This window comes from Streptomyces sp. XM83C (assembly GCF_023072675.1).
GTDB classification, from domain to species: domain Bacteria; phylum Actinomycetota; class Actinomycetes; order Streptomycetales; family Streptomycetaceae; genus Streptomyces; species Streptomyces thermocoprophilus.
On record NZ_JALLGL010000001.1, the window covers coordinates 1 to 25,768 of the forward strand.

General features: G+C 71.6%; 24 protein-coding genes. 8 read left to right on the forward strand and 16 right to left on the reverse strand.

Annotated features, from left to right (window positions below):
- Together MTQ10_RS00005 and MTQ10_RS00010 are read right to left on the reverse strand one after the other, a co-directional pair.
- Window positions 1-1,335 (reverse strand): YceI family protein (locus tag MTQ10_RS00005; RefSeq protein WP_247460827.1); only part of this gene is annotated, 1,335 nt, incomplete at its 3' end.
- Between the two features lie 44 nt (window positions 1,336-1,379).
- Entirely contained in the window at window positions 1,380-4,400 is a 3,021-nt protein-coding gene (locus MTQ10_RS00010; RefSeq protein ID WP_247460831.1) for a glycoside hydrolase family 3 protein, read from the reverse strand.
- Window positions 4,401-4,593: 193 nt separating this feature from the next.
- Between MTQ10_RS00010 and MTQ10_RS00015 the strand changes: the two genes are divergently transcribed.
- Window positions 4,594-5,280: an SLATT domain-containing protein gene (locus MTQ10_RS00015; protein WP_247460833.1), complete on the forward strand. Its 687-nt coding sequence runs from the start codon at window positions 4,594-4,596 to the stop codon at window positions 5,278-5,280.
- A gap of 73 nt (window positions 5,281-5,353) precedes the next feature.
- Here the strand turns inward: MTQ10_RS00015 and cimA are convergent, their stop codons facing one another.
- On the reverse strand, window positions 5,354-6,973 hold the full coding sequence (gene cimA, locus MTQ10_RS00020) for a citramalate synthase (RefSeq protein ID WP_247460835.1): 1,620 nt from the start codon (window positions 6,971-6,973) through the stop codon (window positions 5,354-5,356).
- A gap of 288 nt (window positions 6,974-7,261) precedes the next feature.
- Window positions 7,262-7,804 carry a TetR/AcrR family transcriptional regulator gene (locus tag MTQ10_RS00025; RefSeq protein WP_247461003.1) on the reverse strand — a complete coding sequence of 181 codons (543 nt, stop codon included), beginning with the start codon at window positions 7,802-7,804 and terminating at the stop codon, window positions 7,262-7,264.
- 727 nt (window positions 7,805-8,531) lie between these two features.
- Between MTQ10_RS00025 and MTQ10_RS00030 the strand changes: the two genes are divergently transcribed.
- Window positions 8,532-8,771: a hypothetical protein gene (locus MTQ10_RS00030; RefSeq protein ID WP_247460837.1), complete on the forward strand. Its 240-nt coding sequence runs from the start codon at window positions 8,532-8,534 to the stop codon at window positions 8,769-8,771.
- A gap of 60 nt (window positions 8,772-8,831) precedes the next feature.
- On the opposite strand, the gene MTQ10_RS00035 is transcribed toward MTQ10_RS00030, so the two are convergent.
- The 3 genes from MTQ10_RS00035 to MTQ10_RS00045 are packed head-to-tail and all read right to left on the reverse strand — an operon-like array spanning window position 8,832 to window position 10,466.
- Window positions 8,832-9,686 (reverse strand): helix-turn-helix domain-containing protein, encoded by an 855-nt coding sequence (locus MTQ10_RS00035; RefSeq protein ID WP_247460839.1) that lies wholly within the window; start codon window positions 9,684-9,686, stop codon window positions 8,832-8,834.
- A 20-nt stretch (window positions 9,687-9,706) separates the two neighbouring features.
- Window positions 9,707-10,234 carry a DUF6879 family protein gene (locus tag MTQ10_RS00040; protein WP_247460841.1) on the reverse strand — a complete coding sequence of 176 codons (528 nt, stop codon included), beginning with the start codon at window positions 10,232-10,234 and terminating at the stop codon, window positions 9,707-9,709.
- Window positions 10,206-10,466 (reverse strand): hypothetical protein, encoded by a 261-nt coding sequence (locus MTQ10_RS00045; RefSeq protein WP_247460843.1) that lies wholly within the window; start codon window positions 10,464-10,466, stop codon window positions 10,206-10,208. The genes MTQ10_RS00040 and MTQ10_RS00045 overlap by 29 nt, the downstream gene beginning before the upstream one ends.
- A 367-nt stretch (window positions 10,467-10,833) precedes the next feature.
- On the opposite strand from MTQ10_RS00045, the gene MTQ10_RS00050 reads away from it, so the two are divergent.
- Both MTQ10_RS00050 and MTQ10_RS00055 read left to right on the forward strand, forming a co-directional pair.
- Window positions 10,834-11,055: a hypothetical protein gene (locus MTQ10_RS00050; RefSeq protein ID WP_247460845.1), complete on the forward strand. Its 222-nt coding sequence runs from the start codon at window positions 10,834-10,836 to the stop codon at window positions 11,053-11,055.
- The gene (locus tag MTQ10_RS00055) at window positions 11,052-11,213 is read left to right on the forward strand and encodes a hypothetical protein (RefSeq protein WP_247460847.1); all 162 of its coding nucleotides are present in this window, start codon (window positions 11,052-11,054) and stop codon (window positions 11,211-11,213) included. Before MTQ10_RS00050 ends, MTQ10_RS00055 begins: the two co-directional genes overlap by 4 nt.
- Window positions 11,214-11,535: 322 nt before the next feature.
- On the opposite strand, the gene MTQ10_RS00060 is transcribed toward MTQ10_RS00055, so the two are convergent.
- The 3 genes from MTQ10_RS00060 to ureA are packed head-to-tail and all read right to left on the reverse strand — an operon-like array spanning window position 11,536 to window position 15,090.
- Window positions 11,536-12,564, reverse strand: a complete 1,029-nt coding sequence (locus MTQ10_RS00060; protein ID WP_247460849.1) for an agmatine deiminase family protein — start codon at window positions 12,562-12,564, stop codon at window positions 11,536-11,538.
- A gap of 55 nt (window positions 12,565-12,619) precedes the next feature.
- Complete coding sequence (locus MTQ10_RS00065) at window positions 12,620-14,332, reverse strand: urease subunit alpha (protein WP_247460851.1); 1,713 nt, start codon at window positions 14,330-14,332, stop codon at window positions 12,620-12,622.
- Window positions 14,329-15,090, reverse strand: coding sequence for an urease subunit gamma (ureA, locus tag MTQ10_RS00070; protein WP_247460852.1), 762 nt, complete (start codon window positions 15,088-15,090; stop codon window positions 14,329-14,331). The genes MTQ10_RS00065 and ureA overlap by 4 nt, the downstream gene beginning before the upstream one ends.
- Before the next feature lie 155 nt (window positions 15,091-15,245).
- Here ureA and MTQ10_RS00075 point away from each other — a divergent pair, with 155 nt between their 5' ends.
- Complete coding sequence (locus MTQ10_RS00075; protein WP_247460854.1) at window positions 15,246-16,727, forward strand: cytosine permease; 1,482 nt, start codon at window positions 15,246-15,248, stop codon at window positions 16,725-16,727.
- 115 nt (window positions 16,728-16,842) lie between these two features.
- On the opposite strand, the gene MTQ10_RS00080 is transcribed toward MTQ10_RS00075, so the two are convergent.
- The 3 genes from MTQ10_RS00080 to MTQ10_RS31210 all read right to left on the reverse strand — a co-directional run bounded on the left by MTQ10_RS00080 (window position 16,843) and on the right by MTQ10_RS31210 (window position 19,466).
- The gene (locus MTQ10_RS00080) at window positions 16,843-17,931 is read right to left on the reverse strand and encodes a branched-chain amino acid aminotransferase (protein WP_247460856.1); all 1,089 of its coding nucleotides are present in this window, start codon (window positions 17,929-17,931) and stop codon (window positions 16,843-16,845) included.
- 255 nt (window positions 17,932-18,186) lie between these two features.
- The gene (locus tag MTQ10_RS00085) at window positions 18,187-19,230 is read right to left on the reverse strand and encodes a 3-isopropylmalate dehydrogenase (protein WP_247460859.1); all 1,044 of its coding nucleotides are present in this window, start codon (window positions 19,228-19,230) and stop codon (window positions 18,187-18,189) included.
- A 104-nt stretch (window positions 19,231-19,334) separates the two neighbouring features.
- Entirely contained in the window at window positions 19,335-19,466 is a 132-nt protein-coding gene (locus MTQ10_RS31210) for a hypothetical protein (protein ID WP_282611591.1), read from the reverse strand.
- Window positions 19,467-19,930: 464 nt separating this feature from the next.
- Here MTQ10_RS31210 and MTQ10_RS00090 point away from each other — a divergent pair, with 464 nt between their 5' ends.
- Together MTQ10_RS00090 and MTQ10_RS00095 are read left to right on the forward strand one after the other, a co-directional pair.
- Complete coding sequence (locus tag MTQ10_RS00090; protein ID WP_247460861.1) at window positions 19,931-20,818, forward strand: alpha/beta fold hydrolase; 888 nt, start codon at window positions 19,931-19,933, stop codon at window positions 20,816-20,818.
- Window positions 20,819-20,919: 101 nt separating this feature from the next.
- Complete coding sequence (locus MTQ10_RS00095) at window positions 20,920-21,123, forward strand: DUF5988 family protein (protein WP_247460862.1); 204 nt, start codon at window positions 20,920-20,922, stop codon at window positions 21,121-21,123.
- An 83-nt stretch (window positions 21,124-21,206) separates the two neighbouring features.
- On the opposite strand, the gene pruA is transcribed toward MTQ10_RS00095, so the two are convergent.
- Window positions 21,207-22,838 carry an L-glutamate gamma-semialdehyde dehydrogenase gene (gene pruA / locus MTQ10_RS00100; protein ID WP_247460864.1) on the reverse strand — a complete coding sequence of 544 codons (1,632 nt, stop codon included), beginning with the start codon at window positions 22,836-22,838 and terminating at the stop codon, window positions 21,207-21,209.
- A gap of 50 nt (window positions 22,839-22,888) precedes the next feature.
- Complete coding sequence (locus tag MTQ10_RS00105) at window positions 22,889-23,815, reverse strand: proline dehydrogenase family protein (protein ID WP_247460866.1); 927 nt, start codon at window positions 23,813-23,815, stop codon at window positions 22,889-22,891.
- 182 nt (window positions 23,816-23,997) lie between these two features.
- Here MTQ10_RS00105 and MTQ10_RS00110 point away from each other — a divergent pair, with 182 nt between their 5' ends.
- Window positions 23,998-25,161 carry a PucR family transcriptional regulator gene (locus tag MTQ10_RS00110; RefSeq protein WP_374117547.1) on the forward strand — a complete coding sequence of 388 codons (1,164 nt, stop codon included), beginning with the start codon at window positions 23,998-24,000 and terminating at the stop codon, window positions 25,159-25,161.
- Between the two features lie 15 nt (window positions 25,162-25,176).
- On the opposite strand, the gene MTQ10_RS00115 is transcribed toward MTQ10_RS00110, so the two are convergent.
- On the reverse strand, window positions 25,177-25,758 hold the full coding sequence (locus MTQ10_RS00115) for a TetR/AcrR family transcriptional regulator (protein WP_247460870.1): 582 nt from the start codon (window positions 25,756-25,758) through the stop codon (window positions 25,177-25,179).
- Window positions 25,759-25,768: the final 10 nt, after the last annotated feature.

Below are 25,768 nucleotides of genomic sequence, written 5' to 3' on the forward strand. Positions count from 1 at the left end.
GTCGGTGCCGTCGAGGGACAGCGAGCCGCTGAAGTCGAGGAACTTGCCCTTGACGTTGGTCACCATCGCGTGCCGCGCGGTGAAGCCGAGCGTGGAGTGGGCCGCGTCGATCGTGTAGTCGCCGGTGCCGTAGTCGGACGCGTAGGACGGGCCGGCCATCATGCCGCCGAGCATGGTGCCGACGAGCAGTCCGGGCAGTATGCCCCCGCCGAAGTAGCCGCCGGCCCACGGGCCGTACGCCGGTCCGGCGTCCCAGTAGGGGCGGCGGCCCTGGTCGGTCTCCACCTCACGGACCATCGGGTCCAGCCCGTCGGCCAGCCGGGTCCGGTCGGCCGCGCACACCGGCACCTCCCGCGGGGCGCCGCCGGGCGGTGTCCACTCGGCGTCGTCGACCGAGGGGCCGTGGCGCGGGTCGAAGAAGCAGGGCGGCCGGCGCTCGGGCAGCGGCCGGCCCTCACGGCGCGCGGCGAGGGAGGCGAGGGAGAACCGGCCGTCCTCCAGCGCCTTGGTCACGCCCCGGACGTCCTCGGGCCGCTGCGCCGCCGCCATCAGGGACTTGGCCTCCTCGTAGGTGTCGAGGGCGCGGGCGTAGTCGGCGCGCATCGCATCGTCGGCGCCGGGTTCGCCGGGGCTGAAGTCGAGCCGGTCGAGTTCCTCGCCGAAGGCGGTGATGTCCTCGTCGACGACGACCCTCAGCCGCTCCAGCGCGGCCCGCTGCTCCTCCTCGCGGCGGCGCCGGTTGCGCCGGACGAGGGTGTACGCGCCGGCGCCGGCCGCGGCGAGCACGGCGAGGGTGGTGACCAGCGCGGTGGTGGAGGTGCCGCCGCTGTCGGAGGTGCCCCAGCTCGCCGGTGCCGAGCCGCCCATGTTGGCCAGGGCCCGGTCGGTGAAGTCGTCGAGCTGCCGGGCGGCGTCGTTCTCGCCCCGCACGCTGCCGACGAGGTTCTGGACGGCCGTACGGGGCAGGACGGCCGAGTCGACGCGGGCGTCGAAGCGGTCGCCGAGGCGCACCGCGTACAGACCAGTGACGCCGGTCGCGGTGCGCAGGTCCGAGAACAGCCTCTCGGTGGGGTAGTCGGCCGGGAGGACCGCGACGAACAGCGGTTTCCCGGCGTCCTCGATCTTCGCGGCGAGGGCGTCCGCGTCGGCGGCCGACAGCTCACCGGAGGCGGCCGGGTCGACGTAGACGGGTTTCTCCCGCAGGGCCGCGGCGACGGTCGACAGGCTGGTGTCGGCCGCCGCGCGCGGCGCTGTGGCCGCGAGCAGCGCGAATGCGCTGAGCAGGGCGGCGAGCAGGATTCCCGGGAGGCTTCGGGTCCGTATCACGGCCTTCATGGTTCGAACCTACCCGAAGCCGCCCGAATACAGACATTACGTCTCTATGCGGCCCGGTAGGCCGCGATCAGCCGGTCCACCGCCTTTCCGTAGTCCCCGGTGAGCAGCAGATGGTCGGCGTCGGCGAAGGGCGCGGACACGGCGGCCGTGATCCTCTGGCCGGCCTTCTGCTGGACGATCAGCCGGGCCTCGGTGACCAGGGTGCGCCCGGCCTCGTCGGCGCCGAGGCGTTCGGCGACGCGGCCTGCCACCGCGAGGGTCTTGAGGGTGTGCTCCCCGCCGGAGGGGACCTTGGTCAGAGTGGTGAGGCCCCATCCGTAAGGGAACTGCGGGTCGTACGACCGGTCGCCGACGTTGATCGGCAGCTGGGCCTCGGAGCGCGGCCAGGTCACGGGCAGCCGGCCGGTGAAGGGCCGCTTGCCGTAGAGGACGTCGGCGACGCCGTCGCCCTCGGTGCCGGGCAGCCAGGAGGCGACGAGGGCGTCGATCTCGCCGAGCCGGTCGCCGATGAGCTGGGGGCGGCCCGACACGATCAGCACGGCGCACTTCATGGCGGCGCACACTTTGTCGACGGCGGCCTTGTCCTCGGCGGACAGCTCCAGGTCGTGCCCGTTGCCGACGTCTCCGACGCCTTCGGCGTAGGGGGTCTCGCCGACGACGACCACACCGACGTCGTGACCGGTGGTGGGGGCGGAGGCGTCCTTCGAGTAGGTGACGTTCCCGCCGGCCCTGCGCATGGCCTGGAGGATCGTCGTGCCGGGGGTGATGTCGCCGGAGGAGCCCTGCCAGGTGACGGTCCAGCCGCCGCTCTGGTTGCCGATGTCGTCGGCGTTCGATCCGGCGACGTACACCTTCTGGGACCGCTTCAGCGGCAGCAGGCCGCCCGCGTTCTTCAGCAGCACCTGCGACTCGGCGACCGCCTGCCGGGCCACGGCGCGGTGCGCGGCCGAGCCGATCGCGGAGGCGCCGCGGGTGTCCGCGTACGGCCGCTCGAACAGGCCGAGGCGGAACTTCTGGGTGAGGATGCGGGAGACGGCGTCGTCGACGCGCTTCTCGCTGATCCGTCCGGCCCGGACCTCGGCGACGAGCGCCGCGCGGAAGTCCTTGTAGCCGTACGGCACCATGATCATGTCGAGTCCGGCGTTGATCGAGGTCCGCACGTCGCTCGCGAGGTCGCCGGGGATCTGGTCGATGCCGTTCCAGTCGCTGATGACGAACCCGTCGAAGCCCATCCGGCCCTTGAGCACGCCGTTGATCATGTCGCCGCGGGCGTGCATCTTCACCGGGCCCTTGCCGTCGCCCGCGATGTCGAGCGAGGAGTACGAGGGCATGACCGAGCCGACGCCGCGGTCCACGGCTTCGGCGTACGGCGCGAGATGGACGGCCTCCAGCTCCTGCCGGGTGACCTCGGTGACGCCCTGGTCGATGGTGTACGTGCCGGTCGTGGAGGAGCCGTAGGCGGTGCCGCCGTCGCCGACGAAGTGCTTGGCGGTGGCGAGGACCTTGTCGTGCCGGTCCAGGTCGCGGCCGTCGGCGCGGCCCTGGAAGCCCTGGATCACGGTCTCCATCGACGCGACGAGCGCCGGGTCCTCGCCGAAGGACTCGTAGGAGCGGCCCCAGCGTTCGTCGCGGGTGACGCACAGGCAGGGCGCGAAGTCCCAGGGGACGCCGGTGGCGCGGACCTCGGCGGCGGTCACCGCGGCGGTGCGCTCGGCGAGCTTCGGGTCGCGGGCGGCGCCGAGGCCGATGTTGTGCGGCATGACGGTGGCGCCGACCAGGTTGTTGTGGCCGTGCACCGCGTCGACGCCGTAGATCAGCGGGATCTGCAACCGGGTGGCCTGCGCCCGCAGCTGGAAGCCGTCGATCATCTTCGCCCAGCCCTCGGGCGTGTTGGGCGTCGGTGTGGAGCCGCCGCCGGAGAGCAGGGAGCCGAGGGCGTACGTGGCGATGTCACCGGGCGTGGCGGCGACGGCGCCGCGCTCGGCCTGCGTCATCTGGCCGGCCTTCTCCTCCGGCGACATGCGGGACAGCAGGTCGGCGACGCGGCGCTGCACGGGCAGTTTCGGGTCGAGGTACGGCAGTCCGTGGGCGTCGATGACGATCTGCGGGGTCTCGGCGGGCGGCCGGGCGCCGGTGACGGTGAGGTTCAGCGGGATCGTCTCGGCAGTCTCGGCGGCGCGGTCCTTGCGGGTGCGGACCTGGACGACGCGGGAGGTGCCGGAGGCGGTACCCGCGGGGAAGGTGAAGGTGCCCTCGGCGGGCGCGTAGTCGGCGGGGCTCGCGCTGCCGCCGCCCGTGCGGTAGGTGATCGTCACGGGTTCGTCGAGCGGGCGGGAGCCGGTGGTGGCGACGGTCAGCCGGACGGAGGCGGTGGCGCCCTCGGCGACCGGGTGGACGGCCGCGTCTGCGGTGACGGAGGCCCGCAGGGACTGGTCGGCGGTGCCGTACAGCTCGACGGCGTCCATCGCGAAGCTGCCCTTGGCGCCGGTCGGGAGGGTGACCGCGTACCCCCACATCCCGGTGAGGCCGAGGACCTGGTCGATGCCGCCGACGGGCTGGTAGTCGGTGCGGTAGACGAAGTCGGTGAAGGGCAGTTCGATCTGCTTCCAGCCGGTGAAGTCGTCGGCGAAGGACGTGGTCCACAGTTCGGATGCCTCGCCGTGGGCGCCGCCGTCCTTGATCTCGAAGGTGACGGTACGGCCGGTGCCGCGGCCCTCCCACCAGAAGCGGATGCCGCGGTACGCGGACCAGTCGTGGGCGGGGCCGTCGGCGGCGTAGTCGTGGGTGAAGCCGCCGTATCCGCTGATGTCGTAGTCGCCGGCGAGGACCTTCTGCCCCTCGGGGGCGTCGGGCCGTTCGGCGAGGCGGAGCGTGGGCGGGTCGTCGGCGTCGCCGCCCCAGGTGAACAGGCCCTCGGCGGGCTGGGAGGCGAAGGGCACCTCGCCCTCGAAACGGTCGACGAGGACGGGTGCGGGTGCGTCGGCGGCCGGTGCGGCGCGGGCGGCGGAGACGGGGAGCAGAGCGGCGAGCAGAGCGGTGGAGACGAGCAGGGCGGTTCTCGGCATGGACCTTCCCCTCGGCTTGTCCTGATGCACTCGGTTCACTCAGCACTTAGATCACGCCGTGAGTTAACTGGGGTCCCGGGGGCCCGTCAAGACGTACCGTCAGAAACCGTGCACCCTGCCGCCCCCGTCCCCGCCGACGGCCGCACAGCCCCTACGATGCAGCGGTACTGCCGTGGGCCGAAGGGGGCGGAAGATGGCTGAGTCCGGCAAGCGCAGAGCCGCGGACATGACGGTGTCGGAGCTGGTGGACCTGGACCGCGCACGGACGCGGTCGGAGGTGCTGCTGGAGCTGTTCCGGCACGCCGAACAGGAAGTGATCACCGCGATCGGCTGGTATCTGGCGAGGCGCCGCTGGCCCGCCCGCTGGTCGCGTGCGCTGCGGGCGCTGGCCGCGCTGCTCGGCATCGCCGGCACGATCACCCCGCTGGTGCACGCGGCCGACGCCGGCCTCGTCCGGCCGGAGTGGGGGTTCGTGTTCCTCGCGGGCGGCGCGGGCTGCGTGCTGTTCGACCGGATCTTCGGCTTCTCCGCGTCCTGGACCCGCTACATCCGCAGCGAACTGGCCCTTCAGCAGGTGCTGAAGAAGGCGCAGGCCGACTGGGCGCAGGCCTATCTGCGGGGCACCGAATCGCCCAGCGAGAAGGAGCAGACGGCCCTGCTCAACGTGATCGAGCGGCTGCGTGCCGACGCCCAGCGGATCCTGGAGGAGGAGAGCCGCGCGTGGATGGGCTACCTCGCCGACAGCATCGAGGAGCTGACCCGCTCCACCACGCCCGGCGGCCAGCGCTCCGGCCCCGCGGGCGTACTGCGGCTGGACCGGGCCGGAGGCCGAGACCAGGGCGCCGAGGGGGCGCCCCGGCCGCGTACTTCGGCGCTGTGAGACGCCGTTGGCGCGTCACGGCCGGTAGCGCTCGGCCCGCCGAGTCGGCACCGGCCGCGCGGACCCGGTCGGGTCACTCGGCCGGCTGGACGCCCGCCCGCAGCAGACCGTAGGTGTAGGCGTCCTCCAGGGCCTGCCAGGACGCGGCGATGACGTTGTCGGCGACACCGACCGTGGACCACTCCCCCGCGCCGTCCGACGTGGAGATGAGGACGCGGGTGGTGGACTGCGTGCCGTGCACGCCCTCCAGGATGCGGACCTTGTAGTCGACCAGCTCCAGCTTGGCGAGCTGCGGGTAGATCTTCTCCAGGGCGACGCGCAGCGCCCGGTCGAGGGCGTTGACGGGGCCGTTGCCCTCGGCGGTGGCGACGATCCGCTCGCTCTTCGCCCACAGCTTGACGGTGGCCTCGTTGGCGTGGCTGCCGTCGGGGCGGTCCTCGACGATGGCCCGCCAGGACTCGACGCGGAAGTACTTCAGCGGGCGGCCCTCGACCTCGGCGCGCAGCAGCAGCTCGAAGGAGGCGTCGGCGGCCTCGTACGTGTAGCCCTGCAGCTCGCGTTCCTTGACGCGCTCCACGACCCGGCCGACCAGTTCGCGGTCGCCGCCGAGGTCGATGCCCAGCTCCTTGCCCTTCAGCTCGACGGAGGCGCGGCCCGCCATGTCGGACACGAGCATCCGCATGGTGTTGCCGACCAGCTCGGGGTCGATGTGCTGGTACAGGTCCGGATCGACCTTGATCGCGGAGGCGTGCAGGCCGGCCTTGTGGGCGAACGCGGAGACACCGACGTACGGCTGGTGGGTGGACGGCGTGAGGTTGACGACCTCGGCGATGGCGTGCGAGATACGGGTCATCTCCCGCAGCCGGCCCTCCGGCAGCACCTTCTTGCCGTACTTCAGCTCCAGTGCGGCCACCACGGGGAACAGGTTGGCGTTGCCGACGCGCTCGCCGTAGCCGTTGGCGGTGCACTGCACGTGCGTGGCGCCCGCGTCGACGGCGGCGAGCGTGTTGGCGACGGCGCAGCCGGTGTCGTCCTGGGCGTGGATGCCGAGCCGGGCGCCGGTGTCGGCGAGGACCGTGGAGACGACGGCGTGGATCTGGGCGGGCAGCATGCCGCCGTTGGTGTCGCACAGTACGACGACGTCGGCGCCGGCCTCGGAGGCGGCGCGCACGACGGCCTTGGCGTACTCGGGGTTGGCGCGGTAGCCGTCGAAGAAGTGCTCGCAGTCGACGAAGACGCGGCGGCCCTGGGAGCGCAGGTAGGAGACGGTGTCCCGGACCATCTCCAGGTTCTCGTCGAGGGTGGTGCGCAGCGCCAGCTCGACATGCCGGTCGTGCGACTTCGCGACCAGGGTGACGACCGGGGCACCGGACTCCAGCAGCGCCTTGACCTGCGGGTCCTCTGCGGCGGTGGTGCCGGCGCGGCGGGTGGAGCCGAACGCGACGAGCCGGGCGGTGCGGAAGGTGATCTCCTGCCGGGCGCGCGCGAAGAACTCGGTGTCGCGCGGGTTGGCGCCGGGCCAGCCGCCCTCGATGAAGCCCACACCGAAGTCGTCCAGGTGCCGTGCGATCGCGAGCTTGTCGGCGACCGTGAGGTTGATGCCCTCCCGCTGCGCGCCGTCGCGCAGGGTGGTGTCGAAGACATGGAACGAGTCGTCGAGCTCGCTGTTTGCCGGATCGGTCGTCGCGGTCATGGTCTCAAGGCTCCTGATTGTGGATCTTCGGTCTTACCGGAATAACCGGCTCCACCGTCCCCCCAATGGTCCCTCGCGCTCGTCTCCCGGCTGTGGGTGGGCCCTGGAAACAGAAAAACCTCTCGCGGGTGCGAGAGGTCTGCGCGCGGGTCGAGGACGACGGTGGCCGCCCGTACCTGGTCGTACGAAGGCGGTCACTGCGGACCGGCGCGCCTGCTGCCAATAATCGTGGCGAACGAGAGCACGGGGGAAGTTTGGCACACCTCGCCCGGGTGCTCGCCGTCTGTCTCAGGATGCGAGCAGCGTCTGTTCCAGGAACTCCCGGACGTGGGCGAGAACCTGCGCGCGGTCGGTGCCGCGCAGCCCGATGGCGACATGGATGGAGAACCCGTCGAGGAGCGCCCGCAGCCGGGCGGCGTACCGATCGGGGTCCACGGGCCGGAACTCGCCGCGCGAGATGCCCTCGGCGAGGAGGGCGACGAGGTCGCGATGCCAGGCGCCCTCGATCGCGGCCTGCCGGTCACGGGCGTCGTCGGCGGCGTTCTGCGACCGGTTCCACACCTCCAGCCACAGCGTCCAGTGCGGGTCGCGATGCCCGTCCGGGACGTACAGATCGACATAGGCGTCGAGCCGCTCACGGGCAGTGCCGGGCCGGGCGAGCAACCGCCCCCGCTCGGCGCCGAGCCGCCCCTCGCTCCACTCCAGCGTGCGCAGCAGCAGCTCGTCCTTGGACCGGAAGTAGTACAGCAGATGCCCGCTGCTCATCCCGACCTCCCGCCCGAGCGCGGCCATGGTGAGCTTCTCCAGCCCACGCTCGGCGATCATGCCCATGGCGGCGGCCAGGACGTCCTCACGGGGCGGCGCGGGCGTACGACGCCGGGAGGTCACGCGGCAACCTCCGGACACGGCTCGACCGGCGGCCGGGACACCCCGAGGGCCGCGCTCAGCAGTACGTTCACCCGTATGTTCTACCTGACGGGGACGCCGTGCGATGCGCCACGGCGCCCCGCACGGCTCCCGGCGCTGGTCGGGGGGCGTTGATGCGGTCGGGGGGCGGGCAGTTGCCGTACGGGCCGCCCACTTCCGGGCGATCGTCGTGTCTCCGCGACCCGAGTCAAGGGCGCTCCAGCGGGGGGAAGAAGCGAGCGGGCAGCCCGGAAAGACGGGCCCCGGGGTCGGCACCCCGTGGGGGCGTCGAGAGGCCCGGTGGGCGGCGGGCGCGTCCTCGCCTCGCATGCACGCCGGGAGCCGGTGGCGGCTCCCCGCCGGTGGCGGGTGCGCCCTCGCGCCCCTGCGCAGACTGTTCGACCGAGTTCGGGGTGGCGGATCGAGTGGTGGCCGAGTGGATTCCGTGACCGTGTCGGCAACTTGGCCGACTTGCCCTCGATGAGACTGCGGCAGTCGAGCGTGTGCAGATGCGAGGGCGGGGTTCGGGGTTCACCTCGGGATCACCTCACATCGCCCTGTGGGAGCCTGTGCCTCAGTACCCGAGCGCGCCCGCCCGCCTGCGACCCGCCTGGCGAGCAAGCAGCGCGATGACGACCCCCGGACCCAGGGCGTGTACATCAGCCCGGCGCAGACGTATCAGGAGGTGCGGGAGCTGTCGAAGGCGGTACACCGGATCGAAGCCGGGATCGACGGCGTCCTGAACGAGACGAGGAACCTCCGCGACGACGTCGGCGACCACGAGACCCGTATCCGCGCGCTGGAGCGCGCCCGCTGGCCGCTGCCCACGATCGGTGTCCTCGCCGGTGTGGCCGGCGCCGCCACCGGCGCCATCAGCCTCCTCGCACGATGACCACCAGCGCCGCCTGTACCACCCCCTCGCCGGGCGGGCGAGGGGCGTTTCGTCATGCCGTCAGTGCAGCGCCTCGATGGCGCGCAGCACCAGGGCACGGGCCTCGGCTCCGTACACGGCCATCGCGCGCAGCTGCTCGAAGGCCCGGAAGTACAGGTTGATCTCTGACGGCTGCGTGATCCTCACCCGGGCCGAGACCAGCTCGACGGAGACGAGGCGGTCGTCGTAGACGTGGAAGGTCTCTCGCGCCCACTGCTGCCGCTGGGGCGTAGCCATGGGGATGATGCCGAGAGACACCTGCGGCAGGGCGCCGGCCGTCAGGAGATGGCCGAGCTGGGCGGCCATCGCATCGGAATCGCCGACCTGATGGTGCAGCACGGCCTCCTCGACGACGAAGACGAAGGTGTGCCCCGGCTGGTGGATGACGGCGGACCGGTCGACGCGCGCGCGGGCCGCCTCGGCACTGTCATCGACCGGTAGCTCCCGGAAGCGGGCGCTGATCCCGAGGACTCCGGCCGCGTAGCCCTCTGTCTGGAGCAGGCCGGGGACGAGCGAGGAGGAGTAGACCCGGAAGACCTTGGTGTCCTGGAAGAGCTGGGAGCTGCTGCGCTGGAGTTCGGCCAGACCGTGGCGGACTTGGGCGCGCCACTCGGTGTACATGGACTCGGCGTGGAGGGACTGGGCGATGAGGTCGTCGGCCTGGTCCAGGTTGTCGGTGGCGCGGCACCACAGGCGGATGTCGGTGGCTGTGGGTGCCGTGCGCGCGTTCTCGATGCGGCTGGTCTTGGCGTGGTGCCAGCCGCACCGGCCGGCCAGCTCAGTGACCGTCAGCCCTGCGCCCTTGCGGAGGGCACGCAGACGTCGGGCGACGACTTCCCGCGCGGCCTGGGCCGACGAGGACGGGGATGTGGGCATGAGCCGGCCTTACGGGTGCGCTAGCGGATCTGGTACTGGTCGTGCGGGATGGCCCTCGACCAGACCTCCTCGAAGGCCTCGCCGCACAGCTTCACCGCCGCCGGGTCATCGCTCATCTCGCCGCCGGCCGACGCGCCCTCGCCCGTGAAGTGGTTCCACCGGATCAGCCGGTCGTCGATCAGCCAGAAGTCGTTTCCCGGCAAGGCAATGTCCGAGGCTTGGCGGCGGGGCAGCCATCGCACCTGCTCGCCTGCGGCCACGTTGGTGAACGTGCCGTCGTACAGGAAGTGGGTGTATTCGCTGACCGGTTCGGACACGATGCGGGCGCGGCACACGACGACGCCACGGCCGACGGTCTCCTGGATCAGATCGAGCCACGGTCGCCACCACGAAGCGCGGTCGGACGGGTCGTGGCGGAATCCCGCCCGCCACTGGGCGAAGGGGCCCTTCTCGTAGTCGACGGCGTAGGAGTCCCGCATCTCCAGGTGCACTGCGGAGCGGGTGGCCGACCCGAGCAGCTCAGGCCATGTCGGCACGCTCAAGGGCATCGCACGCCTCCCTGATCATCGGCACCATCCGGGCGGGGATGCGGACTACGGCCTCGTGCCCCGGGATGCCGACGGCATGACCTGGCACCTCGAACGCGGCACACTGCGCGGCCAGTTCGGGTCCCGGCTTCCATCCCTGGAGAACGAGTTCCTTCTGCTCCTTGTCGACCCACACCGTGGGGCTCTCGCCGTCCCCCGTGCTGGGGTCGATCCCGATGAACTGTAGGGCCATGGCGACCTCCGGCTGTCTGATGTGCAGGACTGTGCGCCACAGTCGCCCGCCCGGCCTGACCGGTCAAGGGCGCCTTTGCGCCATCTGGCCCGGCCGAACGAGTCCGTGCACAGAACTGCACATCGCTGGCAGTGGCGCACATCACGCCTTAGCGTCGGCGGGGACGACAAGCCCCGGCGAGGCCGCAGACCTCCCGGGGTGTGGCCGACTGGTTGGAGTCGACATGGCAGAGGTCACGCAGACCCGGCCCCCGTCGGGTGGCCCAGGCGCTCTCAGCGCGACGCTCCTCCCGCTCCCCGACCCTGTCGGCCTGAGCGAGGATCAGCGGCGCGGTGCGGCATGCGTGTGGGGTGGGGAGCCGCTCACCGTGCACACGGCCGTCGATCTCGGCGTGCGCACCACCGGGCTCAGCGCAGAGCCCGATTGCGGGGGCCGCTGGTACCCGCGCGCCTGCCGCTCGCACATCGCGGTCGCCGCGAACTCTGCGCTCCAGGCGCACGTCGGCGAGTGCGAGCAGTGCGTCGAGGACATCACCCAGTGCGCCACCGGCATGGCCCTGGCCCGGCTGACGAGGGGACGCCGCCCGTGATCTGCGCCCGATGCGACAAGCCCATCCGGCCGGGCGAGGAGTACGTGCGGGTCGACAACCCTGGCGCCTCCGGGGCCGGTTCGACGCTGTACATCCACGCCGTGCGGGGCGTGCCCGTACCGCAGCAGACCAATCAGGCAGGCCCCTTCGGTCGGTAGGACCGGCGCCGGGCGAGCGGCCCGCCCGACGGCGAGGGCGGGCCGCTCAGCGCACGAGGTCGACCAGCTCGCAGCCGATCGCGTCGGCGATGCGGATCAGTGTGTCGAGGCGCGGCGAAGCGTGGTCGTTCTCTCCGCCTCCCCGGGTGGTGGCCCCACCCTGGTCTTGCAGAGAGGCCCCCGGCGCAGACGACGTCGCCGGGGGCCTCTCTGCGTCTCCCGATGGGAGAGATATGGGAGACCCATCCAGGTAATGGGAGCCGAGTAGGGCTGACTCAGGCTGACCAAAGCGAAGCAGCCGACAGAGATTCCGCAGGTCAGCTCACTGACCAGCGCTCTTCGGCTGCTGCTGGGTGATGCAGTGGATGCCTCCCCCGCCCGCGAAGATCGCCCGCGCGTCCACCAGGGTCACCGTGCGGTCGGGGTAGAGGCGTCGGAAGGCGGCTGCCGCCAGGTCGTCGTGGGGGTCGTCGAAGGCGCAGAGGATCACGGCGCCGTTGCAGACGTAGTGGTTGATGTAGGAGTAGTCGAGCCAGTCGCCGTTCTCGTCACGCAGGGCCGTGGGGGCCGGGATCTCCACCACCTCCAGGTGGCGGCCTCGGGCGTCCGTGGCGGAACGGAGGATCTCCAGGTACGTCTGTGAGCGGGCGTGGTCGGGGTGGTCCGGGTTCTGCTGGGTGTGGACGACGACCCTGCCGGGGCCCGCGAACGCGGCGACGATGTCGACGTGGCCCTGGGTGCCGTAGGTGCCGTAGTCGCCGGTGAGGCCGTGCGGGAGCCAGATGGCCTTGGTGGTGCCCAGCTTGGCGTGTATCTCCTTCTCGACGGCTTCCTTGCTCCAGCCGGGGTTGCGGGCCGCGCCGAGCTGGACGGTCTCGGTGAGCAGGACGGTGCCCTCGCCGTCGACGTGGATGGCGCCGCCCTCGTTGACCAGCGGCGAGGACAGTACGGGTACGCCGGTCAGACCGGCGATCTGCCGGGCGATCTTCGCGTCGTGCTCCCAGCGGGCCCATTCCTGGGCGCCCCAGCCGTTGAAGACCCAGTCGACGGCGGCCAGGCGGCCTTCGGCGTCGGTGACGAACGTGGGGCCGATGTCCCGCATCCACGCGTCGTCGAGGTCGCGTTCGACCAGGTCGATGTCCGGGCCGAGGAGGGCGCGGGCCGTGTCGCCCTGGCCGGGGCCGTGGACCATCGTCACCGGTTCGAAGCGGCGTACGGCGCGGGCGACGGCCGCCCACGCGGCGCGGGCCTCGGCGAGTTCCGCGTCGGTGGCGAAGGTCGGGTTGGGGCCCGGCCAGGCCATCCAGGTGCGTTCGTGCGGGGCCCACTCCGGGGGCATGGAGAAAGTCATCGCTGGGTCCTGGGCTCTGGAGGAAGGGGCTGGAGGAAAGGTCCGGGGGAAGGGGTCAGAGGAAGTACAGGCGGTTGAGGGGGACCGTGTCCGCCGGGCCGGAGCTGAGCGGTTCGCCGTCCAGGGTGACCAGGCCCGTGCGCTGGTCCACGTCGACCTGTCCGGTACGGGTGTTCAGGAGCAGGTCGGCCGGGCCGATGCCGCGGGTGCCGCGGACGGCGACCCTGCGGCGGCGGGTCGGCAGCGTGTCGTGGCCCTGGTCCACGGCGGCCTGCGCCACGAACGCCACGGACAGTTCGGCCGGGGTGGCGCCGTGCGCGCCGAACTGCGGTCCGAGGACGGAGGGTTCGCAGGTGTCGGTGGCCGCGTTGGGGTCGCCGGTCACGCCGTACGCGGGGAAGCCGGACTTGAGGACGAGCTGTGGTTTCGCGCCGAAGAACTCCGGGCGCCACAGCACGATGTCGGCGAGTTTGCCGACCTCGATCGAGCCGATCTCATGGGCGAGGCCGTGGGCGATCGCCGGGTTGACGGTGAGTTTGGCGATGTAGCGCAGGACGCGCTCGTTGTCGTGGCCGACGCCGGGGTCGCCCAGCTCGGCCTTCATCTTCCCGGCCATCGCGAACGTACGGCGGACGGTCTCCCCGGCGCGCCCCATGCCCTGCGCGTCGGAGGAGGTGATGCCGATGGCGCCCAGGTCGTGCAGCACGTCCTCGGCGCCCATGGTGCCGGCGCGGATGCGGTCGCGGGCCATGGCGGCGTCGCCGGGCAGGTCGGTCTTGAGGTCGTGGACGGAGACGATCATGCCGTAGTGCTCGGCGACGGCGTCCCGGCCGAAGGGCAGGGTGGGGTTGGTGGAGGAGCCGATGACGTTGGGGACTCCGGCCATCTTCAGCACGTTGGGGACGTGTCCGCCGCCGCAGCCCTCGATGTGGAAGGCGTGGATGGTGCGGCCCTCCAGCACACGCAGGGTGTCCTCGACGGACAGGCATTCGTTGAGGCCGTCGCTGTGCAGGGCCACCTGTACGTCGTGGGCCTCGGCGACGCGCAGCGCGGTGTCCAGGGCGCGGGTGTGGGCGCCCATGTCCTCGTGCACCTTGAAACCGCAGGCGCCGCCCTCGGCGAGGGCCTCCACGAGGGGCTCGGGCCGGGAGGACGAACCCCGGCCGAGGAAGCCGATGTTGACGGGCCAGGCGTCGAACGCGGCGAACGCGTGCCGCAGCGCCCAGGGCGAGTTGACGCCGACGCCCCACACCGGGCCGAACTCCTGCCCGATGATCGTGGTGACGCCGGAGGCGAGGGACGCCTCCATGATCCGCGGGGACAGCAGGTGCACATGGGTGTCGACGGCGCCGGCGGTGGCGATGAGACCCTCGCCGGAGACGATCGAGGTGCCCGTGCCGACGACGACGTCGACACCGTCGAGGGTGTCGGGGTTGCCGGCCCGGCCGATCGCGGCGATACGGCCCTCGCGGATGCCGATGGACACCTTGCGGATGCCCTGCACGGCGTCGATGACGACGACGTTGCTGATGACGACGTCGCAGGTGTCACGGACGGAGGCGGCCTTGAGGTGGAGTCCGTCGCGGGCGGTCTTGCCGAAACCGGCGAGGAACTCGTCGCCGTGGCGCTGCGCGTCGGACTCGACCAGGACGGTCAGTCCGCTGTCGCCGAGCCGGATGCGGTCGCCGGCGCGGGGTCCGTGGGTCGCGGCGTACTCGTACGGGGTGAGGCGGCGGGCTTCGGCGGGGTGCCCTCCGGGTCGGCTCATGACTGCTCCTCCTCTGCGGGGAGCTGCGGGCTCCCGTTCCCGACCGGGCGCGCCGGCCGCTCCTCCGCGCCCCGCACGCCGAGATACCCGCACGCCGCCGCCCGGCGCAGGGCCTCCTGCCGGGCCCCCGGCGCGTCCAGCGGTCCGTCGACCAGCCCGGCGAAGCCGACGGCGATGCGGGCGCCGCCGATCGGGACGAGGCCGACCTCGTGGGTCTCGCCGGGGCCGAAGCGCACGGACGATCCGGCGGGTACGGCGAGGCGCATGCCGTAGGCGCGGTCGCGGTCGAAGTCGAGGCGCGGGTTGGCCTCGAAGAAGTGGAAGTGGGAGGTGACGGAGACCGGCACGGGCGCGGTGTTGGTGACGGTCAGCCGCACCTCGGGTCGGGACTCCTCGTGCTCGGGGCCCGGCAGCAGGGCGCCGGGCGCGTCCTCGTCGGGGCGGGACCCGGTGCCCTTGCCGATCGGGTCGGTCACCACGGCCAGCCTGGAGCCGTCGTCGAAGACGGCCTCGACGTGCACCTCGGTGACGATGCCGGCGACGCCGGGCAGCACGTCGTCGGGGCCGAGGACGGCGCGGGCCCGTTCGATCGCCTCGGCGAGCCGGGCGCCGTCACGGGCGGCCTCGCAGACCGTGTCGGCGATGAGTGCCGTGGCCTCGGGGACGTTGAGCCTCAGGCCGCGGGCCCTGCGGGCGCGGGCCAGTTCGGCCGCCCCGAAGAGCAGCAGCCGGTCACGCTCCGTCGGGGTCAGTCTCACGTCGCGGCACCTCCCTGCCTCCCTCTTGCGCTTCAAAGCGTTAGAGCATCACTCTAAACATGAAATTCACGTAACCGAAAGCTTGACGCGCACTGAAGCAGGGCGCACATTGAGCGTCGCTCTAACTTTCGGCGGCGTCGAAGGAGACCCAGCCCATGCCCATCGAACAGCGCGGAGTCGACACCGTCCCCGACGAGGAACGCACCAGCGGCCCCCGTGACCTCGTGTCGATCCTGCTCGGTTCCAACCTCTGCCTCGGTGTCATCGTCTTCGGCTGGCTGCCGCCGTCGTTCGGGCTGGACTTCTGGTCCTCGGTCAGCTCCGTCGTCGCGGGCACCCTGGTCGGGACCGCGCTGACGGCGCCGCTCGCGCTGATCTCGCTGCGTACCGCGACCAACCTGTCCACGTCCTCGGGCGCCCAGTTCGGGGTGCGGGGCCGGCTGATCGGCTCCGTCGTGGGCCTGCTGCTCGCCCTCGGCTACACGGCGCTGACGGTGTGGATCGGCGGTGATGTGATGGTGGGTGTCCTCGGCCGGCTGGCCGGGCTGCCCGCGGACGGGGGGTCGTACGCCGTCGTCTACGCGCTGCTCGCCGCGGCGACCGTCGCGGGCGCCGTCTACGGCTACCGGGTGCTGCTCGCGATGTCCCGCATCCTCGCGATCGGCATGACCGCTCTGCTGGCGCTGGGCCTGGTCGCGTACGCCCCCGACTTCACCACGGACGCGCTGCCGGAGGCCGGAGGGTATCTGCTGGGCGGCTACTGGCCGACCTGGCTGCTGTCGGCGGTGGCGGCGGGGCTGTCCGGGCCGGTCGCGTTCATCACCCTGCTCGGCGACTACACCCGCTACATCTCCCCCGCACGTCACACCCCGCGCCGTGTCCTGCACGCGACCTGGCTGGGTCTGATCCTCGGGCTGCTGGTGCCGCAACTGTTCGGCACGTTCACCGCGTACGCCGCCCGCGCCGCCCTGGACTACGCGGGGCCGCTGGTGGACGCCTCCCCCGGCTGGTATCTGGTGCCGCTGCTGCTGGCCGCCTCCGCGGGCTCGGTCGGCAACGCGGGGCTGATGCTGTACTCGATGGGCCTGGACCTGGACGCGATCCTGCCGCGCGCCTCCCGCGCCACGGCCACCTACACGGTCGCCGCCGTCGCCACGGCCTGTGTCTTCGCCGGGCACTACGCATCGACGGCGCAGGACGCGATGACGTCGTTCGTGCTGCTGCTGACCGCGATCGGCACGCCGTGGGCGGTGATCACGCTGATCGGTTTCGTCCGCTGTCGCGGGGAGTACGACGCGGACGCCTTGCAGGTCTTCAACCGCCGCTCGCGGGGCGGCGTCTACTGGTTCCGGGGCGGCTGGAACGTGCGTGCCGCGCTCGCCTGGGCGCTGGGCGCGGTCACGGGGCTGCTCGCGGTGTCGCTGCCGGAGTACCAGGGCCCGCTGCTGGCGTACACCGGCGGGGTCGACTGCAGCTTCCTGCTGTCGGGGCTGGTCGGCGGGGCGGCGTATCTGCTGCTGGTGCGGGGCGGAGAGGCCCCTGCGGCCGGCGGGGCGGCCCCTGTGTCCGGCGAGGCGGCCTCGTACTCCTCCGACCGGGCGGGGCTCGTCGACAGTCCCGCGCCCGAACGGAACTGACGCCCCCTCGGCGCACCCGTGGGCCTGTGAGATTCGGCGCACCCGTGGGCGCACGAACGGGCGGGACCGCCCCGGTGACGGCGGCCCCGCCCGCTGACGTCGATGCCGGTGCCGGTCAGCCCAGCTTGTGCATCCAGCCGTGCTTGTCCTCGGTGAGGCCGCGCTGGATGCCGAGGAGGGCCTCGCGCAGGCGCACGGTGACCTCGCCGGGGGTGCCGTCGCCCTGCGTCCATTCGACGCCGTCGGTCTTGACGGTGCCGACGGGGGTGATGACGGCGGCGGTGCCGCAGGCGAACACCTCGGTGAGGGCGCCGCTCTCGGTGTCGGCACGCCACTGGTCGATGGAGACGCGGGCCTCCTCGGCCTCGTAACCCAGGTCACGGGCGACGGTGAGGAGCGAGTCGCGGGTGACGCCTTCGAGGATGGACCCGGTCAGGGTGGGCGTGACGATCTTGTTGCCGTACACGAAGTACAGGTTCATGCCGCCGAGTTCCTCGACCCACTTGTGCTCGACGGCGTCGAGGTAGCAGACCTGGTCGCAGCCGTGGGCGGCGGCCTCGGCCTGGGCGAGCAGGGACGCTGCGTAGTTGCCGCCGGTCTTGGCGTCGCCCATGCCGCCGGGGACGGCGCGGACGCGGTCCTGGGAGGCCCAGATGGACACCGGCTTGACGCCGCCGGGGAAGTAGGCGCCCGCCGGGGAGGCGATCACGATGAAGAGGTACTCGTTGGACGGCTTGACGCCGAGCCCGACCTCGGTGCCGATCATGAAGGGGCGCAGGTAGAGGGACTGCTCGCCGCCGTGCGGGGGCACCCAGTCCTTGTCCTGCCGGACGAGCGCGTCGCAGGCCTCGATGAACGTCTCGACGGGCAGTTCCGGCATGGCGAGCCGCTTGGCGGAGCGCTGGAAGCGGCGGGCGTTCTGGTCGGGGCGGAAGGTGGCGACGGAGCCGTCGGGCTGGCGGTAGGCCTTGAGCCCTTCGAAGATCTCCTGGGCGTAGTGCAGGACGTTGGTGGCGGGGTCGAGCGGGATCGGCGCGTACGGGACGAGCTGTCCGTCGTGCCAGCCGCGGCCCTCCGTCCACTTGATGGTCACCATGTGGTCGGTGAAGTGGCGGCCGAAGCCGGGGTCGGCGAGGATCGCCTCGCGTTCGGCGGCGGGCAGCGGACGGGCGGAGGGCTTGAGCTCGATCGTGGGCGTCGTCATGAGTGGATGTCCTTCACCGGTTGTCGTGACGGGCCGCAGCTCCTCCCGGTACCGGTCGCACGACCGGTGCTAGGACGTCCGAGCTTTCCCTCATATCGCGGCCCCGCGTTCGATTATCGCGCGGTGCCGGCGGTGGAAGGAATCCGGGGCAGGCGGCCCAGGGGTTGATGGTGGCACCCGGGGCCGCGTACGGAAAGCCGCCGGGTGCGGTGTGCGACCCGACGGCTTCGTGGAGTGTGACGAGCGGCGCGGGTCTCAGCCGGCTACTCGTACGGCGAGGGCGTCGCCGATCTCCGAGGTGCTGCGGGCGGGCAGCTCGGCGCGCTCGGTGAGGTCGGCGGCGACCGCCTCGTCGATGCGGTCGGCCTCGGCCTCGTAGCCGAGGTGGCGCAGCAGCAGGGCGACGGACAGGACCGTGGCGGTGGGGTCGGCCTTGCCCTGGCCGGCGATGTCCGGGGCCGAGCCGTGGACGGGCTCGAACATGGACGGGAATTCGCGGCTGGGGTTGATGTTGCCGGAGGCCGCGACGCCGATGCCGCCGGAGACGGCTGCGGCGAGGTCGGTGATGATGTCGCCGAAGAGGTTGTCGGTGACGATGACGTCGAACCGCTCGGGCTGGGTGACCAGGTAGATGGTGGCGGCGTCGACGTGGATGTACTCGGTGGTGACCTCGGGGTACTCCTCGGCCACCTTGTTGAAGATGTTCGTCCACAGGTGGCCGGCGAAGGTCAGCACGTTGTTCTTGTGGACGAGGGTGAGCTTCTTGCGGGGGCGGGCCTGGGCGCGGGCGAAGGCGTCACGGACGACGCGCTCGACGCCGTAGGCCGTGTTGACGGAGACCTCGGTGGCGACCTCGTGCGGGGTGCCCTTGCGGATGGTGCCGCCGTTGCCGGTGTACGGGCCTTCGGTGCCCTCGCGGACCACGACGAAGTCGATCTTCGGCTGGCCGGCGAGCGGGGTGGCGACGCCCGGCAGCAGCTTGGAGGGCCGCAGGTTGACGTGGTGGTCGAAGGCGAAGCGCAGCTTGAGCAGGAAGCCCCGCTCCAGCACGCCGGAGGGGACGGACGGGTCGCCGATCGCGCCGAGCAGGATGGCGTCGTGCTGCTTGAGCGCGTCGAGGTCGGCGTCGGTGAGGGTCTCACCGGTGGCGTGGTAGCGCCGGGCGCCGAAGTCGTACTCCTTGGTCTCCAGCTTCACATCCTGCGGGAGGACGGCGGAGAGGACCTTCAGGCCTTCGGCCACGACCTCCTGGCCGATGCCGTCACCGGGGATCACTGCGAGATCGATGCTGCGAGACATGCGGGCACCCTACTCCTCGTCCCAGGTGATGACATGGAGTGTCCGCCATGCGGACACCGTGGACACTCGGCCGGCGCAGTGGGCCTGCTGCGGTCCGGTACGGCTCAGTGGCCGGTGGCGCCGCCGTTGTCGCGGCGGTCGAGGGCGCGCTGGAGTGCGGCGGCGGCGTTCTTGCGGTCGGTCTCGCCGGCGCGGGAGGCGTGGCGGACGCGGCGGCGGACGGTCGTCTCGGCCATGGGGATCCACTCCTTGGAGGACGCGTGGAAGCGCTGCGGAAGAAAGGGTTACGAGACGCCGGAAGGGGCGGGGAGCGTCGGGGCCGCAGGGGTTGCCTGCACCGGGGCCCGGCTCACGACCGCCGTTCGCTGGGTCGAGCGAATCGTTCGGCTTCTACAACGCTAGAGGAGGTCGCAGCGTCTGTCTCCACAATTACTCGGACTTCCTACTATCTGAGACGGTGGAGTAGGTCACACGGCTCTGACCTGCATGAACGGCATGGCGTCGGCATACTCCACGCGAAGGACAGGGGTGCGACACCCATCACCCCGGTGGCGGCGTGCCGCACGCCGGGCGACAGGCATCGCGGGCCCGTGCGAGCGAGTCAACTACCTAAAGGCACTTGACCGGTTAGGTCGGGGCGTGATGCACTGCACTCACCGCTAACCGTCCACCCTACTTTCACCGGTTAGAAAGGATGGCCGTGTCCGCCGTCGTCCAGGTCCACCACCGCACCCTCACCGTCCAGGGCCACGAGATCGCCTACCGCGAGGCCGGGCCCGCCGGCGCCCCCGTCGTGCTCCTGCTGCACGGCTTCCCGAGCAGCTCGCACATGTTCCGCGACCTGATACCGCTGCTCGCCGGCGACTTCCGGGTCATCGCCCCCGATCACCTCGGCTTCGGCCGCTCGGCGACGCCCGCCGCGACGGACTTCCGCTACACCTTCGACGCGCTCGCCTCCGTCACCGAGGAGTTCACCGAGCAGCTCGGCCTGAAGGAGTACACCCTCTACGTCCAGGACTACGGCGCCCCCATCGGCCTGCGTCTCGCGCTCGCCCACCCCGAACGGGTCACGGCGATCGTCACGCAGAACGGCAACGCCTACGAGGACGGGCTGGGCGAGCAGGCCTGGGCGCCGGTGCGGGCACTGATCGAGAAGCGGACGCCGCAGACCGAGGCGGCCGTGAAGGAGATCTACTCCCCGGAGGGCATCGCCTGGCAGTACCTGCACGGGGTGCCGGAGGCCTTCCGCGACCTGGTCAGCCCGGACGCCTACGAGCACGACGCGGCGCGGATCGCCCGGCCCGGCCAGACGGAGATCCAGCTCGACCTGATCTCCGACTACGGCAGCAACTTCACCCTCTACCCGGCCTTCCACGAGTACTTCCGCACCAGCCGCGTCCCTCTGCTGGCCGTGTGGGGCGCCCACGACGAGATCTTCGTGCCGGCCGGGGCGCTCGCCTTCCTGCGGGACCTTCCGGAAGCGGAGGTGCATCTGCTGCCGACGGGCCACTTCGCGCTGGAGACGCACGCTGCGCAGATCGCCGTGCTGATGCGGGACTTCCTCGGCAGGCACCTGGCGTCGGTCTGAGCCCGGTCACGGCGCCCCCGGCCCGGTTGCGGCGGGGCGCCGGGCGGCCGATCCTGCCGGACGGGGGGACATCGCGCACACGGCAGCGGGACGGTGACGTCATGACCAACGCGAAGGCAGTGCTCCACGGCGGCCCGGAGGACCTGGCCCAACGGATCGTCCCCATCACCCCTCCGGGCACGGAGCTGAAGATCCCCCACAAGGGTGGCTACGAACACTTCAAGGTGACCGGGCGCCACGAGGACACCGAGGAAGGGCACCTGCCGGTGTTCGAGTGGTGGGAGCGTACGGAGGTCGCCGAGTAGCGGGCCGTCCGCCGGACGACCCGCGGCAGCACGACGGGCCGGGCCCCCTGGCAGGGGACCCGGCCCGTCCGGCGCTCCGGGCGTCAGCCCATGTGCGGGTAGGTGTAGTCGGTCGGCGGGACCAGCGTCTCCTTGATGGCGCGGGTCAGCGTCCAGCGCATCAGGTTCTGCGGGGCGCCCGCCTTGTCGTTGGTGCCGGAGGCCCGGCCGCCGCCGAAGGGCTGCTGGCCGACGACGGCACCGGTCGACTTGTCGTTGATGTAGAAGTTGCCGGCCGCGTAACGCAGCTTCTCGGCGGTGTACGCGGCTGCGGCGCGGTCGTTGGCGACGACCGAGCCGGTCAGCGCGTAGTCGGAGACCGACTCCATCTGCTCCAGCATCTCGTCGTACTTGTCGTCCTCGTACACGTGGACGGCGAGGATCGGGCCGAAGTACTCGGTGGTGAACACCTCGTTCTCCGGGTCGGTGCACTCGATGACGGTCGGGCGGACGAACCAGCCGACCGAGTCGTCGTAGCTGCCGCCCGCGATGATCGTGCAGCTCGGGTCGGACTTGGCACGGTCGATGGCGGCCTTGTTCTTGGCGAAGGCACGCTCGTCGATGACGGCGCCCATGAAGTTCGACAGGTCGGTGACGTCACCCATGGTGAGGTAGTCGACCTCGGAGGCGAACTCCTCCTTGAACCCGGAGTTCCAGATGGACGCCGGGATGTACGCGCGGGAGGTCGCCGAGCACTTCTGGCCCTGGTACTCGAAGGCACCGCGGGTCAGCGCCGTCTTCAGCACCGCCCGGTCGGCCGACGGGTGGGCGACGAGGAAGTCCTTGCCGCCGGTCTCGCCGACCAGACGCGGGTACGAGCGGTACTTCTCGATGTTCTGGCCGACGGTCCTCCACAGGTACTGGAAGGTCTTCGTGGAGCCGGTGAAGTGGATGCCGGCGAGGTCGCGGTGGTTCAGGGCGACCTCGGAGACGTCCAGGCCGTCCCCGGTGACCAGGTTGATGACGCCCTTGGGCAGACCGGCCTCCTCCAGCAACCGCATCAGCAGCACGGCGGCGTGGGTCTGCGTCGGGGACGGCTTCCACACCACGACGTTGCCCATGAGAGCCGGGGCGGTGGGCAGGTTGCCGGCGATCGCCGTGAAGTTGAACGGCGTGATCGCGTAGACGAAGCCCTCCAGCGGGCGGTGGTCGAGGCGGTTCCACACGCCCGGCGAGTTGGCCGGGGGCTGCTCGGCGAGGATCTGCCGGGCGTAGGCGACGTTGAACCGCCAGAAGTCGACCAGCTCGCACGGGGTGTCGATCTCGGCCTGCTGGGCGGTCTTGGACTGGCCGAGCATGGTGGAGGCGGCCATGGTCTCCCGCCACGGGCCGGCCAGCAGCTCGGCGGCGCGCAGGATGATCGCCGCGCGGTCGTCGAAGGACATCGCACGCCAGGCCGGCGCGGCGGCCAGGGCGGCGTCGATGGCGTCCTGGGCGTCCTGCTGGGTGGCGTTGCGGTAGGTGCCGAGGACAGCCTTGTGGTTGTGCGGCTGCACGACCTGGAAGGCCTCACCGCCACCCATCCGCTTCTCGCCGCCGATGGTGCAGGGCAGATCGATCGGGTTCTCGGCCAGCTCCTTCAGCTTGGCCTCCAGACGGGCACGCTCCGGCGAGCCGGGGGCGTAGCCGTGCACCGGCTCGTTGACGGGGGTGGGGACCTGGGTCACAGCGTCCATGGGTTCCGTAACTCCTTGACGTGGGCGGTGTTGCGAGCGGGGGTGCGGGCTCAGCCCTTGCTGACCATCGACCTGAGGAAGAAGCGCAGGTTGGCCGGCTTCTCGGCGAGGCGGCGCATGAAATAGCCGTACCAGTCGGTGCCGTACGCGGTGTAGACGCGCATACGGTGGCCCTCCGCGGCGAGCCGCAGATGCTCCTCGCTGCGGATGCCGTACAGCATCTGGAACTCGTACTCGTCGAGCTTGCGGCCGGCGCGGCGGGCCAGCTCCTGGGCAATGGTGATCAGGCGCGGGTCGTGGGACCCGATCATCGGGTAGCCCTCGCCCTCCATCAGGATCCGCAGGATGCGCACATAGGCCTTGTCGATCTCGTGCTTCTGCTGGTAGGCGACCTCGGCGGGCTCCTTGTAGGCGCCCTTGACGAGGCGGACGCGGCTGCCGGCGTCCGCGAGGCGGCGGGCGTCGGCCTCGGTGCGGAAGAGGTAGGCCTGGATGACGCAGCCGGTCTGCGGGAAGTCCTTCCGCAGCTCCTCGTGGATGGCGAACATCGAGTCGAGGGTGGTGTGGTCCTCCGCGTCGAGGGTGACCGTGGTGCCGATCGCGGCGGCGGCCTCGACGACGGGGCGGACGTTGGCCAGGGCCAGCTCGTGGCCGCCGGGCAGCGCCTGGCCGAACATGGACAGCTTCACGGACATCTCGACCTTCTCGCCGAGGTCGAGGTCCTTCAGCCGGTCGATCAGCTCCAGGTAGGCGTCGCGGGCGGCGGTGGCCTGCTCGGGGGTGGTGATGTCCTCGCCGACGACGTCCATCGTCAGCTCCAGGCCCTTGGCCGTGAGGTCCTCGATGATCGGCACGATGTCGTCGACGGTCTCGCCGGGGATGAACCGGTCGACGACCTGCTTGGTCACCGGGGCCGCCGAGATCAGGCGTCGCATCCGGTCGCTGCGAGACGCGGCGAGAATCACGGGACCCAGCACGGGGCACCTCCACAAAGTGCAACAGGGCGGCCGAAACCCGATGTTCCGGGGACGGCACGGAGAACCACCGTGAAACCTAAGGATCCCTCCGATCGTGGGCCATCGACAGCTGTCACGCATTTGTGCCCGGGATCTCAGACAGATGTATGAGAGCCCTTCGGCCATGCGGGACAATGCCCGGTGTGACGGTGGAACACAGGGGTGACTACCAGGAGCTCGTCGACGAGATCTCGGAACTGCTGGGCGCCCCGGCGACCCTGGAGAACCGCGACTTCGAGCTGATCGCGTTCGGGGCGTACGACAGCGAGGACGACCTCGACCCCACCGCCCTGGACCCGGTCCGCACCCGCTCGATCCTCACCCGGCGCTCGACCGCCACCGTCCGCGCCTGGTTCGAGGGGTTCGGCATCGCCCGCGCGACCGGCCCCGTGCGGATCCCGCCGACCCCGGAGGCGGGCGTGTACCGCGGGCGGATCTGCCTTCCGGTACGGCACCGGGGGGTCGTCCTCGGCTATGTGTGGCTGCTGGACGGTGACCCCGGCCCCACGGACGCCCAGTTGGCCGCGGCCATGGAGGTGACGGCACGCATCGGCGCGCTGCTCGCGGACGAGGCCCAGCACGGCGCCGACCTGACCCGCGAGTTCCGGGCGGTGCTGACGGCACAGGCGGGCTGGCAGCAGGAGGCGGCCGTGGCCGCGCTGCGCAGCGCGCTCGGCCCGCGCGCGGACGGCCCGCACACGGTGGTGTGCGTCGCTCCGTGGCCGTCGGCCGACCCGGACGACGCGCCCTCGGCGCGCACGGTGCCGCACGCGACGGCGCTGTGCACGGTGCCGTGGGGCGCCGACGGGCAGTGCCTGGCGGTGCTGGTGCGGCTGCGGTCGACGGATGTGCGCGTGCCGGCGCTGACGGCGGCGACGCGGCTGCTGCGGGAGGGCGCCCGCGCGGCCGGTGTCGGCGAGGTCCGCACCGGTCTCGCCGAGCTGGGCGTGACCTGGCGGGAGGCGTCGGCGGCGGCGCGGGCCGCGCTGGCGGAGCCGCGCCTGGGGCCGGTCGCGGAGTGGTCCCGCATCGGCCCGTACCGGCTGCTGACCGCGCTGCCCGCGCACGCCCCGCAGGATGCGGCCGTGGCGCCGCTGCTCTCCCCCGCTCATCGGGAGCTGGCCCGCACGGCGGAGACGTACCTGGACCACGCGGGCCAGGCCGGGCGGACCGCCGCCGCACTCGGCATCCACCGGCAGACGCTGTACTACCGGCTGTCGCGGGTGGAGCAGCTGACGGGGCTGGACCTGGACGACGGGGAGGACCGGCTGCTGCTGCACATGGCCTTGAAGGGGGCGCGGCTGTGAGACCCGGCGGCCGGGTCAGTTCCGTGTGAAGCCCTCGGCGACGCGGCGCAGGCCCTCGGTGAGCTGGTCGGCCTCGGGGGCGGTCCTCGGGTCGAAGTGCCACTGCATGACCAGGCCCATCAGCAGCGTCACATAGAAGTAGCCGACGGTGTCCACGGTCTCGTCGGTGACGCTGTCCTCGGGCACCCCGGTGAAGAGGGCGACGATGCCGCGCGCGGCCTCCCGCTGGGCGCGCGCCAGGCGGTCGCGCAGCTCGGGGAGCTGGTCGCCCATGACGACGACCTCCAGGCTGAGCCGCCACATCGAGCCGGGCTCGCGCATGGTCGCGATGATGTTCGCCCACACCTCCTGGAAGCGTTCCGCCGATCCGGGTGGGGCGTGCACGCCGGCCCCGCCGCCGTCGAAGGCGACGGACATGTCCTCCACCAGCTCCACATAGGCCTGGGCGAGCAGGGCGTCCTTGGAGCCGTAGTGGTAGCCGATGGAGGCCAGGTTGGTACCGGACTCCTTGACGATGTCGCGTGCCGTGGTGCGGGCGAAGCCCTTGGCCAGCAGGCAGCGCTTGGCGCCTTCGAGCAGATCCTCACGGTGTCCCATGCGGGAAGCG

Coding starts and splice junctions, on each gene's coding strand:
- MTQ10_RS00065 (WP_247460851.1), bottom strand. CDS start 14,332: ATGAGCCGACCCGGAGGGCACCCCGCCGAAGCCCGCCGCCTCACCCCG.
- MTQ10_RS00040 (WP_247460841.1), bottom strand. CDS start 10,234: ATGCCCTTGAGCGTGCCGACATGGCCTGAGCTGCTCGGGTCGGCCACC.
- MTQ10_RS00060 (WP_247460849.1), bottom strand. CDS start 12,564: ATGACTTTCTCCATGCCCCCGGAGTGGGCCCCGCACGAACGCACCTGG.
- MTQ10_RS00080 (WP_247460856.1), bottom strand. CDS start 17,931: ATGACGACGCCCACGATCGAGCTCAAGCCCTCCGCCCGTCCGCTGCCC.
- pruA (WP_247460864.1), bottom strand. CDS start 22,838: ATGGACGCTGTGACCCAGGTCCCCACCCCCGTCAACGAGCCGGTGCAC.
- MTQ10_RS00045 (WP_247460843.1), bottom strand. CDS start 10,466: ATGGCCCTACAGTTCATCGGGATCGACCCCAGCACGGGGGACGGCGAG.
- MTQ10_RS00025 (WP_247461003.1), bottom strand. CDS start 7,804: ATGGGCATGATCGCCGAGCGTGGGCTGGAGAAGCTCACCATGGCCGCG.
- MTQ10_RS00015 (WP_247460833.1), top strand. CDS start 4,594: ATGGCTGAGTCCGGCAAGCGCAGAGCCGCGGACATGACGGTGTCGGAG.
- MTQ10_RS00010 (WP_247460831.1), bottom strand. CDS start 4,400: ATGCCGAGAACCGCCCTGCTCGTCTCCACCGCTCTGCTCGCCGCTCTG.
- cimA (WP_247460835.1), bottom strand. CDS start 6,973: ATGACCGCGACGACCGATCCGGCAAACAGCGAGCTCGACGACTCGTTC.
- MTQ10_RS00035 (WP_247460839.1), bottom strand. CDS start 9,686: ATGCCCACATCCCCGTCCTCGTCGGCCCAGGCCGCGCGGGAAGTCGTC.
- MTQ10_RS00075 (WP_247460854.1), top strand. CDS start 15,246: ATGCCCATCGAACAGCGCGGAGTCGACACCGTCCCCGACGAGGAACGC.
- MTQ10_RS00095 (WP_247460862.1), top strand. CDS start 20,920: ATGACCAACGCGAAGGCAGTGCTCCACGGCGGCCCGGAGGACCTGGCC.
- MTQ10_RS00115 (WP_247460870.1), bottom strand. CDS start 25,758: ATGGGACACCGTGAGGATCTGCTCGAAGGCGCCAAGCGCTGCCTGCTG.
- MTQ10_RS00085 (WP_247460859.1), bottom strand. CDS start 19,230: ATGTCTCGCAGCATCGATCTCGCAGTGATCCCCGGTGACGGCATCGGC.
- MTQ10_RS31210 (WP_282611591.1), bottom strand. CDS start 19,466: ATGGCCGAGACGACCGTCCGCCGCCGCGTCCGCCACGCCTCCCGCGCC.